16 protein-coding genes, 1 tRNA gene and 1 pseudogene are annotated in these 17,292 nt (G+C 46.7%); 8 read left to right on the top strand and 10 right to left on the bottom strand.

Annotated elements, in window-relative coordinates:
- Positions 1-72 precede the first annotated feature (72 nt).
- Complete coding sequence (locus AC2T0J_RS03515; protein WP_489808796.1) at positions 73-2,895, top strand: tetratricopeptide repeat protein; 2,823 nt, start codon at positions 73-75, stop codon at positions 2,893-2,895.
- A gap of 123 nt (positions 2,896-3,018) precedes the next feature.
- Here the strand turns inward: AC2T0J_RS03515 and arcA are convergent, their stop codons facing one another.
- From arcA to trmB, 6 genes are all read right to left on the bottom strand, one after another.
- A complete protein-coding gene (gene arcA, locus AC2T0J_RS03510) occupies positions 3,019-3,726 on the bottom strand; it encodes a two-component system response regulator ArcA (RefSeq protein ID WP_070178677.1) in 708 nt (235 codons plus the stop codon).
- 153 nt (positions 3,727-3,879) lie between these two features.
- On the bottom strand, positions 3,880-5,538 hold the full coding sequence (locus AC2T0J_RS03505) for an ATP-binding protein (protein WP_489808795.1): 1,659 nt from the start codon (positions 5,536-5,538) through the stop codon (positions 3,880-3,882).
- 122 nt (positions 5,539-5,660) lie between these two features.
- Complete coding sequence (locus AC2T0J_RS03500) at positions 5,661-5,993, bottom strand: hypothetical protein (RefSeq protein WP_489808794.1); 333 nt, start codon at positions 5,991-5,993, stop codon at positions 5,661-5,663.
- Entirely contained in the window at positions 5,993-7,417 is a 1,425-nt protein-coding gene (gene glgA, locus AC2T0J_RS03495) for a glycogen synthase GlgA (RefSeq protein ID WP_489808793.1), read from the bottom strand. The genes AC2T0J_RS03500 and glgA overlap by 1 nt, the downstream gene beginning before the upstream one ends.
- A gap of 64 nt (positions 7,418-7,481) precedes the next feature.
- The gene (locus AC2T0J_RS03490; RefSeq protein WP_489808792.1) at positions 7,482-8,570 is read right to left on the bottom strand and encodes a methyltransferase; all 1,089 of its coding nucleotides are present in this window, start codon (positions 8,568-8,570) and stop codon (positions 7,482-7,484) included.
- On the bottom strand, positions 8,567-9,286 hold the full coding sequence (gene trmB / locus AC2T0J_RS03485; protein WP_489808791.1) for a tRNA (guanosine(46)-N7)-methyltransferase TrmB: 720 nt from the start codon (positions 9,284-9,286) through the stop codon (positions 8,567-8,569). Before trmB ends, AC2T0J_RS03490 begins: the two co-directional genes overlap by 4 nt.
- A 138-nt stretch (positions 9,287-9,424) precedes the next feature.
- Here trmB and AC2T0J_RS03480 point away from each other — a divergent pair, with 138 nt between their 5' ends.
- Positions 9,425-9,937, top strand: coding sequence for an NUDIX hydrolase (locus tag AC2T0J_RS03480; protein ID WP_489808790.1), 513 nt, complete (start codon positions 9,425-9,427; stop codon positions 9,935-9,937).
- Here AC2T0J_RS03480 and AC2T0J_RS03475 read toward each other — a convergent pair.
- Positions 9,926-10,609 carry an alpha/beta fold hydrolase gene (locus AC2T0J_RS03475; RefSeq protein WP_489808789.1) on the bottom strand — a complete coding sequence of 228 codons (684 nt, stop codon included), beginning with the start codon at positions 10,607-10,609 and terminating at the stop codon, positions 9,926-9,928. The genes AC2T0J_RS03480 and AC2T0J_RS03475 overlap by 12 nt on opposite strands.
- Positions 10,610-10,708: 99 nt before the next feature.
- On the opposite strand from AC2T0J_RS03475, the gene mutY reads away from it, so the two are divergent.
- From mutY to AC2T0J_RS03460, 3 genes are all read left to right on the top strand, one after another.
- On the top strand, positions 10,709-11,749 hold the full coding sequence (gene mutY, locus AC2T0J_RS03470) for an A/G-specific adenine glycosylase (RefSeq protein ID WP_489808788.1): 1,041 nt from the start codon (positions 10,709-10,711) through the stop codon (positions 11,747-11,749).
- A gap of 28 nt (positions 11,750-11,777) precedes the next feature.
- Positions 11,778-12,053 carry an oxidative damage protection protein gene (locus AC2T0J_RS03465; RefSeq protein ID WP_489808787.1) on the top strand — a complete coding sequence of 92 codons (276 nt, stop codon included), beginning with the start codon at positions 11,778-11,780 and terminating at the stop codon, positions 12,051-12,053.
- A 298-nt stretch (positions 12,054-12,351) separates the two neighbouring features.
- Positions 12,352-12,427, top strand: a tRNA-Phe gene (locus AC2T0J_RS03460).
- Between the two features lie 52 nt (positions 12,428-12,479).
- Here the strand turns inward: AC2T0J_RS03460 and AC2T0J_RS03455 are convergent.
- Complete coding sequence (locus AC2T0J_RS03455; protein WP_489808786.1) at positions 12,480-12,689, bottom strand: DUF3892 domain-containing protein; 210 nt, start codon at positions 12,687-12,689, stop codon at positions 12,480-12,482.
- Between the two features lie 165 nt (positions 12,690-12,854).
- Here AC2T0J_RS03455 and AC2T0J_RS03450 point away from each other — a divergent pair, with 165 nt between their 5' ends.
- Together AC2T0J_RS03450 and AC2T0J_RS03445 are read left to right on the top strand one after the other, a co-directional pair.
- On the top strand, positions 12,855-13,478 hold the full coding sequence (locus tag AC2T0J_RS03450) for a hypothetical protein (protein ID WP_489808785.1): 624 nt from the start codon (positions 12,855-12,857) through the stop codon (positions 13,476-13,478).
- A gap of 21 nt (positions 13,479-13,499) precedes the next feature.
- Positions 13,500-14,594: a helix-turn-helix domain-containing protein gene (locus tag AC2T0J_RS03445; RefSeq protein WP_489808784.1), complete on the top strand. Its 1,095-nt coding sequence runs from the start codon at positions 13,500-13,502 to the stop codon at positions 14,592-14,594.
- 247 nt (positions 14,595-14,841) lie between these two features.
- Here AC2T0J_RS03445 and AC2T0J_RS03440 read toward each other — a convergent pair.
- Both AC2T0J_RS03440 and AC2T0J_RS03435 read right to left on the bottom strand, forming a co-directional pair.
- Positions 14,842-15,166 (bottom strand): annotated as a pseudogene (locus AC2T0J_RS03440) (IS66 family transposase); the annotation flags it as partial.
- A 162-nt stretch (positions 15,167-15,328) separates the two neighbouring features.
- Positions 15,329-16,279 (bottom strand): IS30 family transposase, encoded by a 951-nt coding sequence (locus AC2T0J_RS03435; RefSeq protein ID WP_489807256.1) that lies wholly within the window; start codon positions 16,277-16,279, stop codon positions 15,329-15,331.
- Between the two features lie 372 nt (positions 16,280-16,651).
- Between AC2T0J_RS03435 and AC2T0J_RS03430 the strand changes: the two genes are divergently transcribed.
- Positions 16,652-17,146, top strand: coding sequence for a hypothetical protein (locus tag AC2T0J_RS03430; RefSeq protein ID WP_489808783.1), 495 nt, complete (start codon positions 16,652-16,654; stop codon positions 17,144-17,146).
- Positions 17,147-17,292: the final 146 nt, after the last annotated feature.

The following is a 17,292-nucleotide window of genomic DNA, read 5'->3' as shown; positions in this document are numbered from 1 at the left end:
CCAGGCTCATCCGGCAAACACCGGTGAGTCGTTGTCAGCCGGATTCATTCAGATATTCCAGGTTAACCGCTAGTGAGTTGTATTAACGTGGCCGGACGTTTCTTTTTTGCGCTTTTTTGTTGGTGTTGTTTTGTTGGTCAAGGTCTGGCGCAAAGCCAGCAGACTGAAGCCGTGGTTATTGACTGTGAGAAAGCTGAGTTTGCTTATCTTGATGGTAACTCCGAAGAAGCGCTAATTTATCTGAAGCGGTGCCGCCAGCAACTCCCCGATTACCTTCCTGCGCTCACATTGCTGGGCAAAATACAGACTGAATATGGCCGCCATGAGCTGGCAGTTGATACCTTCCAACAGGCGCTCGAGCAAGGAGCTGATGCTGAACTATTTGCACGGGAATGGTCACGCTCACTGATTACTGCAAGACAGTTTGAATCGTTAATTAGCTTCTCCGGTTTTCATACGTTTACGCCAGCCATACGTGCAGACTGGCTGAAACAGCGGGCAGTGGCATGCCGGGAAACAAACAATAACAACTGCGCCAGGGAAAGTTATTCCGCTCTGAAGGAACTGGGGGAAGAGCTCGCTGCGGCGTTGGGATTTGCCGAGCTGGCCATTGAGAACAAAGCCTGGCAGGAAGCGAGAAAACAGCTTGAATTAGCTGCCTCTATGGCACCTAATGATATTCGGGTATTGCTTGCCAAGGGACGCTTAGCGCTTTATCAACAACGCTATGACGAGGCGTTTGAATTTGTGGATAAAGCGTCGGTACTTGCACCCGAGGACCCGCTGGTGTTACGAACACTTGTGGATGTTTATCTTGCTGCCAATCAACGTGAAGAGGCGGCCAATACGCTGGATCTTATCCTCAGTCTGGCACCAGAGGATCCTTTCGCCATGTTGGTGCGCAACAGTCTGGACCCAAATGACAAATACTCTGCAATCCTGGCAACTTATAGAGCGCGTATCGAGCAGTTGGATGAAACCACTAAGGCGAATGACCAGACACTGTACTATCTGGAAGGCTTAATTGCTTATCAGTCAGGGAGTTATGAACAGGCACTCAAGGCATTCACATTTTTAGTTAAAGAGCGCGCTTTTTACCCACAGACGTTAGCTTTGTTGGCCAGGACGCATGTTGCGTTAAAGCAACCCGACCAGGCGATTGGCCTGCTGGAGCCGGTACAGGATACATTGCTGACAGAAACGCCAGAGTCCATGGCTCTACTGATTGAACTTTTTATTGAAGACGGGAAGGTATTTAAAGCCCTGCCAGCCTGGCGCAGTTTTGCCGACAGGTATCCACAGCGCCTGGAAACCGGTTTGCTGGAAGTCAAAATACTATTTGCCAGGGGCATGCGCGACCCCGCGATGCAACGACTCGAGCAATTGCAGCAGACTTTTCCGGATTCAGAAGCAGTCGCCCGCGTATCGGCAGTCGCCCTGAGTTTTGCTGGCGATTACACTAAGGCACTTCATGTAGTTGAACAGCAATTACAACGCTCAGCCCAGGCGCCGGTCTGGTATAATTTTAAAGGTACTCTGCATTTGATGTCGGGAGACGCTCATAACGCCAGGGTGGCATTTGACAATGCACTGAGCCATGATCCTAACATGATTCCGGCTCAGGCTAATCTGGCCTGGCTGGATTTTTACCAGGGCAATAAAAGCGAAGCGTTGGAAAGGGTTGAGCAACTGGCTGCGCAGTATCCTGCCCAGTTGCCATTGCAACAAATGTATGCCGGAATGTTACTCTCGTCTGGTCAGGCAGAGTTGGCTAAAGAACGCTATGAAACCTTGTATAAACAGGATAGTACTGATCGTTCAGTGATTGAAAGCCTGATAGCGATCTATCAAAAAGAGGGGAACACAGCGGGCTCAATGAGAATGCTTTCCCGGCTTATTGAACTGGAGCATGATACCGCCAGAAATCTGATTCGACGAGCGCAGTTGTATGTGTCTCAACAGGAGTCAAACCGGGCTGACCTGGATCTCTACAAAGCGCTGCCCCTCAGCAACGGAAATGCAACATTGTTGCTAGGGATTGCCAATGCGAGTATCCGGTCGGGGAATCAGCGCTTGGCGGTGAAGTCATTGCAGCAGGCCCGGCAAATTAATCCTGATGATCCTTTACCGCCGATTAAGCTTGCCGAAATATACCTCAATCAGAATCAGACTGAGGAAGCTGAGAAGGTACTTCAGGCAGCCTCTGGTTTTAACAATGTCGCCGAGCTCTGGTTATTAAATGGGCGCCTTGCAGAACAGCAGGGGCGGGCGATTAAAGCCAGTGAATATTACCATCATGCATTACAGTTAAACCCTGCTTTTGAACTTGCGTACGCTAAGTTATATGGCTTAACCCGGATTGATATTGGTAAAGTAGCATTCGAGGAGGTTCTGAAAAAGCGGGTGGCAGCGGCGCCCGAGGTGGTATTCAGCCTTAGCTTGCTTGGCCAGTATTATTACTATGAACAGCGCTTTAAAGAAGCTGCACCTTACTATGAGAAGCTCTACCTTACCGCAGAAGACGATACGAAGAAGGCCGGTTATGCACGCCGTCTTGCCCAGTTGTACTTTCATTTTGAGCCGCAAAAGGCGATTGAGTATGTGGCAGCCGCCGAGGCGATCAACCCTGCAGACCCTTATATACTGGCGTTAAAAGGTTGGGGTCTGGTGCACCGTAATCGTATGGAAAGCGGCCTTAAGCTGTTACGCGAAGCTTACACTCGCAATGGTCAGGATGCTGATACACAATATTTTCTCGCTCACACCCTCAACGTACTGGGTATGCGTGACGAAGCACGACAATTTCTTATGCCGCTGGTAGAAACGCAGGCGCCATCAACTTATTCGCAAGAGATTCAACAGCTGCATCAACTATTAATGACTGAGCCTGATTAAGTTCAGCAAGCAAGGTGGCGTTGGGTCAGAAAATAATGTTGTCAATCGCAGACACTAAAACAACAGCAGCAAGCTAATACTTGTGCTGTTGTCCCAGTACGTAAATGAGCGATTTGGGCAGTTTTAGCTGTCTACTGAGCCACAGAAGCGGTAGCCTTCACCGTGGATAGTGACAATCAGTTCTTCTTCGTTTGGCTCAGATTCGAAATGCTTACGAATACGGCGAATGGTAACATCCACAGTACGGTCATTCGGGCGTAGTTCACGGCCGGTCATTTCCATAATCAGCTGTTCACGGGTAAGGATTTTACCTGGGTTGCTCAGGAACAGGTGTAACGCCCGGAACTCACTGCGTGGCAGGCGGAATTCATTGCCGCTAGGCGCAATCAGAGAGCGGCTGTCGCCGTCCAGAGTCCAGCCGTTAAAGCTAACGCGACTGGGTAAATCATCGTCTTCGGTGCTGCTGGTGGTGCGGCTAAGCAGGTTACGTGCACGGATGGTCAGTTCACGTGGGTTAAATGGTTTGGTGAGATAATCGTCTGCACCAATTTCCAGACCCAGGATACGATCCACGTCGTTATCACGACCGGTTAAGAAAATCAGGCCGATATTTTTACGGTCGCGAACTTCGCGAGCCAGAATCAATCCGTTCTTACCAGGCAGGTTAATGTCCATGATAACCAGATTGATTGTGTGATTTTCAAAAAAATCATGCATTTGTTCGCCGTTTTCGGCTTCGAAAACGTTATACCCTTCGGCTTCAAACAAACTTTTCAATGTGGTTCGGGTGACCACTTCATCTTCTACTATCAATATGTTGGGCGTCTGCATGTTCACACTCTATTTACAAAAATTAGTACTCTGTACAAAGTTTATCAGATTTTATTGTTATCGATCTTTTTATCTTGCAAATTAATTGCCACATTCGTAAAAGTACGCCTAAGGGCAGGTTAAGTTCAAGAAAAAATGTGTTAAATAACGGTTTTATGGTTTTTTTACTGTTACCGGGAACGTTAGCGTAAACTCAACGCCGTTTCCTTCTTCGCTTTCTAACTTTATATTGCCATTAAGCGCCTGAGTTACCAAGTTAAATACCAAATGCATCCCTAATCCGGAGCCACCCTGGCCACGTTTAGTTGTAACAAAGGGATCAAAAATACGCTTCCTGATGCTTGTTGGTATACCGCTACCGTTATCCTTGTAAATTATTTTCAGTTTTTGGTCATCCGTCAACCTAGCTATGACGTCTATTTTGCCGTTTTCAACCGTTTCGAAGGCGTGGATTAGTGAATTCATGATTAAATTGATTAAAATCTGATTTAGCGGCCCGGCTTTGCACATTACATTCAGGGTTTCAGAGCAATCCACATTAATCGTGTGTGTTACCTTTTTCAGCCGCGGCCGCAGCGACATCAGGGTTTCTTCAATCAACTGCTTGACGTTGACTTCCCGGGCTTCTTCACTGGTCTGATCTACCGCCACTTGCTTAAAGCTTGAAATTAACTGCGCGGCCCGGTCGAGGTTGCGGTAAATGATATTAAGGTTTTCCCGGCTCTCATTGATAAACCGATCCATGGCACTGGCTTTGAGAGTCTTATCCCGAAACTGCTGATCGATAACGGCCAGTCGGTCGAGCATCATGGTCGAGGCGGTAATGCCCAGCCCAATCGGTGTATTTACCTCGTGGGCAACGCCCGCCACCATATCGCCGAGTGATGCCATCTTTTCGTTTTCAACAATCTGGCGCTGAAACTGATGCAATTTCTCAAGAGTTTGAATCAGTTCATTGTTAGCGCTCTTCAGTGCGATCGTACGTTGATTTACCTCTTCTTCCAGACGGCTGTTTAGTGTTTGCAGTTGACATTCGGCCTGCTGTTGTTTGCAGATGTATTCCTCAACCCGCGACAGTAAGATATTGATGGAATCAAGCATATGGTCGTACTCGCGGACATTGCTAGCTGAGAATCTCAGGGAGTAGTCGCGGCTACGGGCAACCTTCTGCAGCATCAGGTTGGTGTCCTGAATTGGATTAGCCAGCATCTGGCCATATTTGAGTGCAACCAGAAAGGCAGCAATGATAATCAGCCCTATTGTGGCTACTTGCACCATGCGGGTGCCACTGACGTGGCTGAAAAACGATTTGGACGACATCCGCAGATAGACGTATCCGAGCGTTTGTTCTTCTATGTTAATAGGGCGGATGATTTCTATTACCTGGTTATCTTCGTCTAACCGGGCAGTAAAGTAGCGCGCCAGGTCATTAATCTTACTCTCGGCAGCGGTACTGGTTGATTTGGTGTACAACGCGAGCATCTGCGGCGTCTGCCCGTATATCTGAGCACTGTATATATGCGCGTTTAATACGTCCGGGAAGCTATTGAGCCCGTGCAACATATTGGCAAGCTGATCGCTGCGGATCATTTCTTCGTCTAAATCGGTGGGTGCGGTGGCCATGATAGGACGCACGTTACTGGCTATCATATCGGCTAGCGAGCGCACGTTTTGTAGCAACTGCTCCTTTACCTCAGCGTGTTGCAGGTAGTTTGTTACCAGGGTAGATAACAACATAGCGCTGCCCGACACGACGATAACAAGCCATATCATGATACTTTTGATCGAAAGTTTGGCGGCCGACAGCGACATGAGAAGGTTAATTAGCCCACAAGGATTAGTAGGTTAATAGTGGCTCATAAAGGCCAAAAAATAAAGTATTGCAAGGGCTTAAAGGTGCAGTTTTAAGAAAGAACAGCACGCTTTGGTGCAGATTAACGCTTATTTGCTTTAGCCCAGTCTGGCGCCGGTATTTCCAGCAGCCGGTAAAGTGCTAGCGGTGGCAAGCCATACTCCTGGGCTATGCTGGTAAAGGCGGCTTGCTGACGGCTGGCTGGCAAATCAGTGAGGTCGGATAAACACAGGCATACCATACCGCCCTGGTTAATCGCCAGTGACGGTACTGCAACCCGGGCTACCCGGTACAGGGTATGTGGGCAGTAGGTTTGTCGCTCCGGCGCCTGAAGACACTCCTGAGGTACATCAGCCTGCGCCGAAGGACTTGCTAAGGCACACGTGGCCAACAGTATTAATGCTCGGCGTGACATTAACGGATGCTCTGGTAGAGCGCCAGATATTGTTCAGCGGCAGCCAGCCAGGTAAAGCGCGTTTGCATGCCCCTTTGCTGCAATGCCCGGAAAGTCACCGGGCATTCATAGTAAGCTAACAACGCACGGCGAATACAGCTAAGTAACGCTTCGCCACTAGGCTCTTCGAACACAAAACCGGTTGCTGTATCGGGGGCGTATTCGGGATCGACCACGGTATCTTTGAGACCGCCGACTGCCCGTACTATAGGCACTGTGCCGTAGGCCAGGCTGTACATCTGGTTAAGACCACAAGGCTCAAACTGAGAGGGCATTAAAAAGAAGTCCGCACCTGCTTCAATCAGGTGAGCATGTTCGGTACTAAAGCCATTTATAAAGGAGAACTGCTGGGGGTGTTGTTCGGCAAACTCGCCAAGATCCTGACAAACCCTGGGATCGCCGGTGCCAATAATCACCAGTTGCAGCTTGTGACGAATAAGGCGATCGAGGATAGGGGTAAGGTAACCAAAACCTTTTTGTTCGGTAAGGCGACATACCATACCAAACAGCGGTACATTCGGTTCTGCCGGTAAGCCAGATTTACGTTGCAGGGCCTGCTTACACTCAGCCTTGCCGCCGACATCCTCAGCATTGAAGTGGGCCGGAATATAGGGATCGGTCATGGGATCCCACTGGCTGTAATCACAGCCATTTAAAATGCCGCATAGGTCGTTGCGGCGTTGCATGAGCCGGTCGTGCAGGCCGTGGCTGCCAAGGTCGGTGAGGAGTTCCGAGGCGTAGTTAGGGCTTACCGTGGTGATTTTGTCTGCGCACTCGATGGCGGATTGCAAAAAGTTAATGTAGCCGCCATGGACCTGCTCAACGATGGCCGGATGATGGCGTAGATAGGGAATTTCTTCTATGCGGTGAACCCCCTGAAACGCGGCGTTGTGAATAGTAAATACTGAACGTGTGTTACTGAAATAGCCGGTACGGTCGTTGCGTAATAAAAAGGGCAACATGGCGGTGTGCCAGTCGTGGCAATGGATAATATCCGGCTCCATGGCGAGCATCTGAATAGCATTTAATACGGCACCACAAAAAAAACTGAACCGCTCGCCGTTGTCGTTATAGGCTTCATAAGCATTGTTATAAAGACCTTCCCGGTCGAAGTATTCAGGGTAGTCAATAAAGTACACCTCGATACCATGCCAGTTAAGCTGGCGAACGGCATAGTGGTAAACCTTACTTTCGGCAAACAGGGTCTGGCTGCTACAGGCTTCAGAAAGTGAGAACTGTTCGGCGATTGCCCGGTAGTAGGGCATAAATACGCTGATAGTATGATCGGGCGATTTCAGTGCCAGAGGCAGCGCTTTGCCCACATCGGCCAGGCCACCGGTTTTGACCAGCTCTTCAACTTCAGAAATCGCAAAAACAATGTTCACACTACTCTCCAGCGTTTAATTTGATGCTTTGCACAAATTATCACACAAGACAGGGATTTAAACGCTAACTTTGTGCAAAATACACAGAAAAGCGATTGTCCTGGGTTAGCACTGAGAGGCTTGAAAACTGTTCAGAAAGCAATTCTGCATAGGGTAAAAAGCGGTTGGCGACCAGATAAAGTTTACCCTTCGGTTGCAGATGTTGTCGGGTTGCCTGAATAAACTCGCGGCTGATGCGGTAATCTGTTTTAACCCCGGTATGAAACGGCGGGTTAGTCACAACTGTGTGGTATTTAGCGCTAACACCCTGCAGTGTGTCGGTGGCAATAATAACACCTTGCTGATTATTTTCATGCAACGTATGGGCGGCGCACCACACAGCCAGAGCGCTGACATCCAGCAGTTCCACACTGGCCTTACTGCCGGCACTTAACAGGTAGCTGGTGATAACCCCGGCACCACAAGCAAAGTCGAGTACCTTACCAGACAGGGAGGAGGGCAGTTTATCCAGCAACATGGCGGTGCCGGCATCAAGTTCGCGATGACTGAATACTCCGGGTAAGGAACACACTGTCCAGTCGACATTGTTGCGGCTGTAAATATCCCGGCTCATGTAGTCGTCAAGTGTAAATTGAGCAGGCGCCTGGTCGAGATGGCAGGTTAACCAGCTGCAGTGACGAGCAGAGTCAATTTTGTCTACATCACCATAGGATTGAATGGTTTTGTCGGCGCTTTTGATACCACCGCGGTTTTCACCAATCACGTGAACGCGGTTACCTTCGCCAACCAGCGCGGCCGCCATGGCCACCAGCATCGCCAGGTGTGCCTTGGCTTTGGGCATAAAAATCAACACATCGGTGATACCTTCAATATCACCTACTGCAGGAGCAAAAATGTGTGAGTGATTACCAGAGGTTACGGTTAGTGCAAAGCTAGCGTTATTGCTTACCAGATCGCGGCTGTCAAAACGGGCGGCCTCAGTACGTCGGGCACAGAGTTTAAATACATCGTAATACTGATGCAAAACGGTGAGTTTTACCTCACTTAAGGCGTTGAATAAAGCCGCATCGTCGGGATTAATGACCAGCCAGTTGCCCTGCTCAAACTGTTCTTCGTTACGCAGTATTAACTGGCTTTGAGGAGACAGGCTCATGCTGTACGCTCGTAAATCAGATCCCAAACGCCATGGCCGAGTTTCTGGCCGCGTACTTCAAATTTGGTGGTTGGACGGTAGTCAGGGCGGGGTACATACTTACCTTCGGTAGCAGTGTTAGTGTAACCCTCTGCTGCGTTCATGACGTCGGCCATGTGCTCGGCATAGGGTTCCCAGTCTGTGGCCATGTGGAATGTGCCGCTAACGGCCAGTTTGGTGCGGACTAATTCAGCAAAATCGGGTTGCACGATGCGGCGTTTGTGGTGGCGCTTTTTATGCCACGGATCGGGGAAAAACAACTGCAGGCGATGCAGACTGGCATCGGGGATCATGTTTTTAAGTACTTCAACGGCATCATGTTCCATCACGCGCAGATTTTCTACACCCAGTTCACCGGCATCCGCCAGGCAAGCGCCAACCCCCGGGCGATGGACTTCAATACCAATAAAATTAAGCTCAGGGGCTTCATGAGCCATGGTGACCAGCGATTTACCCATGCCAAAACCGATTTCGACAACCACTGGCGCGTCACGACCAAATACAGCAGCCAGATCCAGCGGCTCGTTCCGGTATTCAATGCCTTTGGTAGGCCAGAATTCTTCCAGCGCACGGCCCTGGGCTTTGGTTAAGCGCCCTTCGCGCTTCACAAAACTCTTTACTTTACTGATATAAACGCCGGCCGCTTCGGCTTCGGCCTGGGAATTAAATTTTGCCATGATAATCTGTCACCTGTTAATTGCCGCGGCATTATCCACGACGCGTACAAAATTGCAACGGTCAGGCATACGGAGCCGCGACGGGTCGCTGGTTGTATGATAGCGTAAACCCAGCTCAAACGAATGGAAACTCACTTCATGTCAGTTCACTTTTGCCCCCAGTGTGGTCAGCAGGCTCTTACCAGCCAGGACAACAACTGTTACCAGTGCAGCTACTGCCAGTTTGAAGTGTTTCGCAATGTGGCGGCAGCGGTAGGTGGGATTCTGGTGTGTCAGCACCAGGTGCTACTGGTAAAGCGCAGTAAAGCCCCGGCTGCCGGTGAGTGGGATTTGCCGGGCGGATTTGTTAATCCCGATGAGTCGGCCGAGCAGGCGCTGCGCCGTGAGTGCAGGGAAGAAACCGGCATCGATCCCGGCGACTCATTGCAATATCTCGGGGCATGGCCAAATCAATACCCGTATAAAACGTTGGTATACCCAACCATGGATATCTTTTTCGTTGCAGAGCTACACAGCAAGCCTGTTTGTGAGGTGGACAACAGTGAGGTGAGTGGCTTTAGCTGGCGGCCTTTATCTGATTGTGCTGAGCTTAAGCTGGCGTTTCCTTCCGCACAGCTTGCCCTGCAGCGTTACCTTAATTTAAGCCAATAGCTCGTTGAGCAGCGCCGCCACACTTGCTGGTTGTTCCAGCATCATCATATGACCGCTGTCATCAACCGTCAGCAACCGTGCACCGTTAATTTTTTGCTGCGCGGTTTGCATGGCCGAAAACGGCGCAACCGCGTCCTCACGGGCGGCGATTAAATTCACCGGGCATCTAAGCTGGCTGAGTTTACCGGTGAGGTCTTTTCTGGGGGTGGTGCTTTGCACATGTGCCTGTAACGTTGCCGCGCCTAAATCGCTGGCCATATCGGTAAGTATTGGCAGTATTTCGTCGCTGTGCTCAGGAAGCATCATATTAGCCAGATAGGTTTTAGCCGTGACATCCACCTTGCCGCCTCTTAACTGCTCAAGTAATGTTTTACGCCGTTTAAGCTCTCGTTCTGAAAGCCCGGTGGGGGCGTAGCCCATCAGCGTTAACGAGGCGACCTTATCCGGATAGGTGAGCGCCCAGAGTGCGGCGATGTAGGCCCCCATGGAATAGCCAATCAGGTGGTTTTTTCCTGCCGGGTCGGTGCGGTCGTTGGTGAGCGCTAACATTTCTTCTAAACTATTTGCCCATTGCAGCGGAACATAAGCACGGGCAGAGAGGTTGAGTTGCTTCCAGACGGGCAACCACACACGCTCATCACATAAGGTACCGGGTAAAAAAACGTATCGCATGAAACGCTCCTGGGGAAAAGTTGGTCAGAGCCTATCAGGCTCTACGGGATTAGTGCAATCACTGTTACACTGCGCCGCAGTAATTGGGAGTAAAAAGTCGTGAATTCATTTTCTACACGGGTATTAAACTGGTTTGACACACATGGCCGTAAGCACCTGCCCTGGCAGCAGGCTATTTCTGCTTACCGGGTATGGGTGTCTGAGATCATGTTGCAACAAACTCAGGTCACCACGGTGATCCCGTATTTTGAGCGCTTTATGGCGCGTTTTCCAACCGTGAAGGAACTGGCCGAAGCACCCCAGGATGATGTGTTACATTTGTGGACAGGTTTGGGATATTACGCCAGAGCGCGTAATCTGCATAAAGCGGCACAGCAAATTGCCACGCACTATAACGGCGAGTTTCCGCCCACACTGGATGAAGTGATGGCACTGCCGGGGATTGGCCGTTCTACGGCCGGCGCTATTTTATCCATCGCCGGCGGTCAGTCACACCCTATTCTCGACGGTAACGTGAAGCGTGTACTGGCTCGTTATTATGCCGTAGAAGGCTGGCCGGGTAAGCGCCAGGTAGAAGAACAGCTCTGGCAGTATGCTACGCAGAATACGCCAGCCAAGCGGACCAATCACTATACCCAGGCCATGATGGATTTAGGAGCAATGATTTGTACCCGCAGCAAACCGGCCTGTGATCGCTGCCCGTTACAAAGTGACTGTATTGCTTATGCTCAGGGTAACCAGACTGACTACCCGGGTAAAAAGCCGAAAAAGACCCTGCCGGTAAAAAGTACCGTGATGTGGATCCCGTTTTATCAGGGCAGTGTTTTGCTTAAACAACGTCCATCCAGCGGTATTTGGGGAGGGTTGTGGAGCTTTATTGAGAGCGAAGACCCTGACACCGTGCCAAATGATGTTGCGCAGTTCATCGGCGGTGATTTCGATACTCAACTGCTTGCGCCATTCAGGCACACTTTTAGCCACTATCATTTAGATATTCAGCCTAAGCTGGTACATTGCGAGTCGTTAAGCGCGGTGATTGCCGAGTCCGGCCATAGCTGGGTATCGTTACATGAGCCATTGCAACTTGGTGTGCCAACGCCGGTAAAAAGACTTCTAACTGATTTAACGAAACAGTTATAATCACAACAAATTAATGCGGAGAATGACCATGCCGAGAACGGTACATTGTGTGCACTACGATAAAGAAGCTGACGGACTGGATTTCCAGCTTTATCCGGGCGAACTGGGTAAGCGCATTTTCGACAGTATTTCGAAACAAGCTTGGGCGGAATGGCAGAAAAAGCAAACCATGCTGATTAATGAGAAAAAGCTCAATATGATGGAGCCAACCGATCGCAAGTTCCTTGAAGAACAGATGGAAGGGTTTCTGTTTGAAGGTAAAGAGCCGACGATTGAAGGCTATGTTCCGCCCCAAAAGCCATGATTCTGCACAGATTGCACAAAGAACACGCAGTTGATTAAAATATTAAAAAAAGGGGTTGACTTAAAAGCGCGAAACTCGTTAAATACGCACCCACAGCGAGACGGCAACGTTTACCGCTAACCAGTTTTAGCCTCGATAGCTCAGTTGGTAGAGCAGCGGATTGAAAAGTGCAAGCTTTATCGGTCAACTTCACCAAGCTAAGCTGTTAGGATAAGAGATACAAAGTTAGTAAGCACTTAGATTTGACTTGCAAAGTTTTGCAAAGAAAAATTAAAGCTTACACTGCACAGTTTTATGTGCCTCGATAGCTCAGTTGGTAGAGCAGCGGATTGAAAATCCGCGTGTCCCTGGTTCGATCCCGGGTCGAGGCACCATTAATATATGAGCCCTGATCAGAAATGGTCGGGGCTTTTTGTTTGTAATACATCATTTATCTACATTATCAATCTTCTTTTTATTTGGGTTGGCTCTAACAAACTCCTTTCCATTCACCTCAATTGTGTGAAAGTTTGGGTGTTTTTTATTCTTGACTTCGTTTACTAACTGGTTTCTTTTTACCACACCCCTTCCTGGAATTGTATAAGTCTCATTTTGTCCATTACTTCCATCTGCGTTACCGTTGATATGATTTGCCATGATTAATTACCTCTAAATGTTAAAGTCGCTTGGTGCATTAAAAGTCAAAATATGCTTGGTTGACTTAATTCAATTTTAGCCTAATTTCGGTTGACATAGTATTAATTTAGCATAATATTGGTTGACATATATCGAAATTTGCAATTTTTAAGGCTATTTAAAGTTATGGTTAAGGCTGAGTTAGAATCCCCATTCGAGTTATGTCCTGAATTGGATGAAGCTATTCTGGAAGAGTTGTCATTTAATATTTTGAAGGTTGTAGAAATGACAATGCAAAATTTAAATTCGGGATATGACGATAACTACACACGGGAAACATGTATTTATGGGCGTGTGAGACAGTTATTTCTGCAGCTAGCGAATGACCCAAGTAAGCCTTGGATAGCCGTTAAGAGTAAAACTATGGACTATGTCCCAAGCATCTGTAATATACCTGTCCGAGTTTTTAGGGATGACCCAATTAATCCTAAAAAGAAAAAGGTTTTCTTTAAAAATAACTGTGAACAGAGTCAATTGGCTTTATTGTTTGATGATTTTGACACTCAGATGGCTAGTCAGATAACTTGGCGGTTATTTATTCAGGCTCCTGAAACCAATCTGGAAAATGGTGAGCTAGAAGACTTGGAAGATGATTTTCGAGTAGTTTTGGTGGGGTTTTCTGCAATGACAGGAGAGATCCGGTCGATGTGGCATCTAAATCAAGCTCGCGCATTGTACCTTTTGCCATTGAAGCTGAACTACCTCAAGCAAATATTCTTGAAAGAAAGCCTGTTAAATCAAAAGAAGTAGATACTGGTTTGGCAAAAGAAAATGGAAAACAACTTTAAACTAACTCCCTATAGAGGAGATAAATTAAGACTAGCCCGATTAGCCAAAGGCTATTCTCTGGAAGAGCTGGGGAATAGACTAAATGTTACCCGTCAAAACATACATAAGATGGAAGCTGGTCAAGAGCCTACATCTGATCAAATGCCTTTACTATGTAAGGCGTTAAATGTTGAAAGTGGCTACTTCTATACGGATAGAAATACACCTGTAATTGAAGAGCAATGCCATTTCCGAAGTTTGAAATCTAGGACTAAAGCCCTTACGCATACTGTAATGGCTCGCGCTGAAATATTAGATCAGGTTATTTGCTCCCTTGAAGAACTTGTTGAGCTGCCAACTTTTGAGCTGCCAAATATTGATGAATTAGACTTCGAGCAAGTAGAAGATATCGAAAAGGTAGCTGAGCGCATAAGAAAAGTATGGGGGTTAGGTGAAGGGCCAGTTGAGGATATAACTATAGCGGTAGAAAACGCTGGAATCATTATAGCCGTAGTCGAAGGTGTAGATGAAAAAGTAGATGCGTTTTCTATGTCTCGAAAAAGGCCAGTAATCATTAGAAACTCATCTAAAGATAACCCTTGTCGATATCGATTTGATATAGCTCACGAGCTAGGGCACCTAGTAATGCATGATGGTGTGGTTACTGGTTGCAAGCATACTGAGAAGCAAGCCAATTATTTTGCTAGCGCATTCCTGATGCCTAGAAGGCTATTTTTGTCAGCGACGCAAAAGTATCCTTTGGTTCGGGGGCTTAAAAGTTTAAATTGGCAAAGTCTATATAGTTTGAAAAAGTACTTTAAGGTTAGTTTTAAGGCTCTTCTGTATCGAGCAAAGTCTTTAGGGGTTATATCTGAAGCACAAATGAAATCAGGCTATATATTCTTGAATAAAAATGGTTATACGAAGGGGGAAGAACTGGATGACTTACTTCCTATGGAAGAGCCTAGATTGTTATCTGATATAATTGAAAGTATCAGTGTAACAAAATGGCAAAGTCTACTTCTCAAGTTAGGTATTTCCACGGAATTCATAGCTTCAATATTACCCAGAGTTAAATTACCAAAAATACTATTATGAAAATACGGATTACGATGAGATTATCGAAAACCTGTCAAACCGGTTCTACTTCAAAGTTTGGGACATGTATAGTGAGATGGTCCCTTCCTTAGACCCTCTTTTTAAATATATAACCAAGCATGAAGTGCATGTTAATTCGGAAGCGAAAGCCAAACTAGCATTAATGGTTAGTAAAAACAGCCTTACCAGTTTATTTATTGCTAATAGAGTTCTGAAGCTTGATATGTTCAATAAATGATATTTGTAACTATTCTGCCGGATCAGTATTAAAGATATCAGGTAGCTTATGGTTAAACAGCAATGTTAACGCTTCTGATGCACTAACATGCTGTTTTCTGCAGCTTGATATGTAGCTTCTCACTAAACAAAAAATCTCCGCGCCTTACATACTGCGAAATCAGCCCTATATTTTCTGGTGTACCATAGTCATATGGATGTCGTTTTCATCTTGATTGTTGGTAAACGGTACACCAAGTTGGGTCATGAATCGCAAAACATCCTCTTGATAATCCCTTAGCCTTTCCAATAGCGCTTTCGGTCGGTTTGCTTCGCTTCAAACGTCTTCGCTGACCTTATAAATCGAAACGTTCAAGTCAGCCTTACGTCATATCACTCATTGAGCCAGAAAGTTTCTCTTATGGCAGCGAATTTCAAACTTGTCTTTTAAAAAGCAGGTTGAAATAAGTGACGTTAATAAGCCGCGAATTCAACTCCGAAGTGCACCACTCGCTAAATTAGGCAGCCTTGCGTAATTCATTGAATATCGCGACAGGTTGTCTGAAGCCGAGACACTTTCTCGGTCTGGCATTTAATGCCCGTTCAATCTCAGCAATTTGCTTGTCCGTTACTGTCCGCAAATCGGTACCTTTACGTATGTATTGGCGAAGCAAACCGTTAAAGTTTTCATTCAGTCCGCGCTCCCAGGATGAATAAGGGTTCGCGAAGTAAATATCCGTTTTAAGCTTCTCTGCGACCAGCTCGTGGTCACAGAATTCGCTGCCGTTGTCCGCCGTGATAGTTCGGACATGACTGCGATATTTCCACAACATGCCAACCATGGCACGGGCCACATCGACTGCGCTTTTCGCTGGCACTTTGCGTATCAGATACAGCTTACTTTTACGCTCCACCAAGCTAACAATCGCGCCCGTTCCTTGCTTGCCTAAAACCGTGTCAGCTTCCCAGTCACCGAACCGCTTCTTCTTGTTCACGATAGCGGGACGATGCTCTATGCCAACGCGATTTGGGATAATCACACGCTTCGCGCGGCTACCTTTACGGTATCTTCGGCGGCTCTGACGTAGCTGTTTATACAACTTGCCACCACTTAACTTATCGCGCTGGACATAGCCATAAATCCACTCGTGACTGACGTGATGACCGATGATTTTACCTACACCAGCTATCTGCTCAGGGCTCCACTTTTCGTTAAGCCCGAACTCAACAAAAGTAATCGTCAGTTCAGATATCCTGTACTTTGCGGCCTGACAACGTCGTTTTAATGCCTTGGCCTGAGCGACTTCTGGTAGGTAATGGCTATCTCGAATTCGATTACGTTTAACTTCTCTACTAATGGTGCTGTGACTCACATTAAGACGCTTTCCAATCTCTCGATAACTGAAACCCTCGCGTAAGTAGGACTCGATCTGGTATCGTTGTCCTTCGATCAACTGCTTGTAACTCATGGTAATACTCTAATTGTTTGGCGACTTTAGAATACCACCAACAGGCAGTTGATCGTCTGTCACCCATTAACCATGAGTGGTGCACTTATTATCTGAATTCGGGGCATTAACATTACCATTGTGTTTAAATAATTTTTCGAAACTTTTGATTGTATTTGACTTTGTGAAAAGTGTCTCCATTTGCTTATGAAAAGCAAGAAGAATTTAAGCTAAAACCTTTTGAATAAAGTCAGATCGATTCGGTTGAGACTTGCTTAGCAAAGTTCTACTTGTTGATTCTTATGGAACCATGTAGCATAAAAAATGCACACTCATACTGTGTAATACTTGAAATAATGGAATTCAATTGATTTGTAGAAAAGGAACTCATAAATGAAAAATAAAAAGGGAAAATTTAATTCGAAAAAGCAAGAAGCGAAATTTCGAGCCATAGCAAAGGAAAATGCGATTGTTATGTTAATGTTGGAAGCAAAGGATAGCGGTCAATCTCTTTTTCAAGTAATTACTTCTAAGATTGAAAATCGCGATTTGAATATTAACGAATCACTCTGTCCAAATAGACCATTCTATACTCCTACATTTGCTATTTTGACTCTGGACCGAGAGGCTGGTGCTTCTGAGTTTGAAAAACTGCTTGAGCTTGGAGCATATCCCGATAGTGAAACCTTTGTCCGCTTTCTGGCACACAAAAGTAGTGCCGTTGTTTCGGTTTTTGTAAAATATGGGTTTAATCTACATGGAGCAACAGATTTATCTGGTTTGAGCTTAATAGATCATGCCTATTTAAAAAAGAATATTGAACTAATGTCATACCTTAGCGACGTAGGTATGAGAATAAATGAAGCGGCAGTTAGTTCCTATTCCTAGGTAGGCTCTTAAGAAATTAATGCTTAAATTTAAGAACATAAGAAATAAGTATAACGAGCTAAACAAAATAACGAAACTCCTAAACGAATTTAATATTATCGATATCGGTAGACGGTGTTATTTCTGCCATCATGAGCCTATCGTTA

This window comes from Alteromonas sp. ISO5 (assembly GCF_058105165.1).
Note: the sequence above shows the minus strand (reverse complement) of the source record. Positions and strands in the feature narration are given on the sequence as shown.